This window comes from Paraburkholderia sp. SIMBA_027, from assembly GCF_046535315.1.
Lineage (GTDB): Bacteria > Pseudomonadota > Gammaproteobacteria > Burkholderiales > Burkholderiaceae > Paraburkholderia > Paraburkholderia tropica.
Genome location: NZ_JAWRWY010000475.1, coordinates 1 through 276, shown reverse-complemented (window position 1 = coordinate 276; position 276 = coordinate 1). Strand labels below are relative to the sequence as shown.

Sequence of the window (276 nt, the reverse complement as noted above, 5' to 3'; positions counted from 1 at the left end):
AGCGACGACGGCATGGCGTTGCGGCGCTCGTAGAACTTCTGCGCCCAGGCCCGCGTCTCGTCCGACGCGTTCCAGTACCAGCTGTCGGTCAGGTACATGCCCTTGGCCGTCTCCAGGCCCATGGCGTGGATATCGTTGATGAACATGATCATGCCGGCCAGCCGCATCGTCTTGGTCAGGCCGAACTCGTTGGCCGCCTTGATCGCGTTGGTGGCGTCCGCGCCGGCATTGGCCAGCGCCAGGATCTCGGCCTTGCTGGCCTGCGCCTGCAGCAGG

The 276-nt window shown here is 65.9% G+C and carries 1 protein-coding gene; it reads right to left on the bottom strand.

Features of this window, described 5'->3' with window-relative positions; all coding sequences use genetic code 11:
• Window positions 1–276, bottom strand: a 276-nt coding sequence (locus tag SB764_RS39890) for an ABC transporter substrate-binding protein (RefSeq protein WP_410866734.1), incomplete at both ends; no start/stop codon positions are given.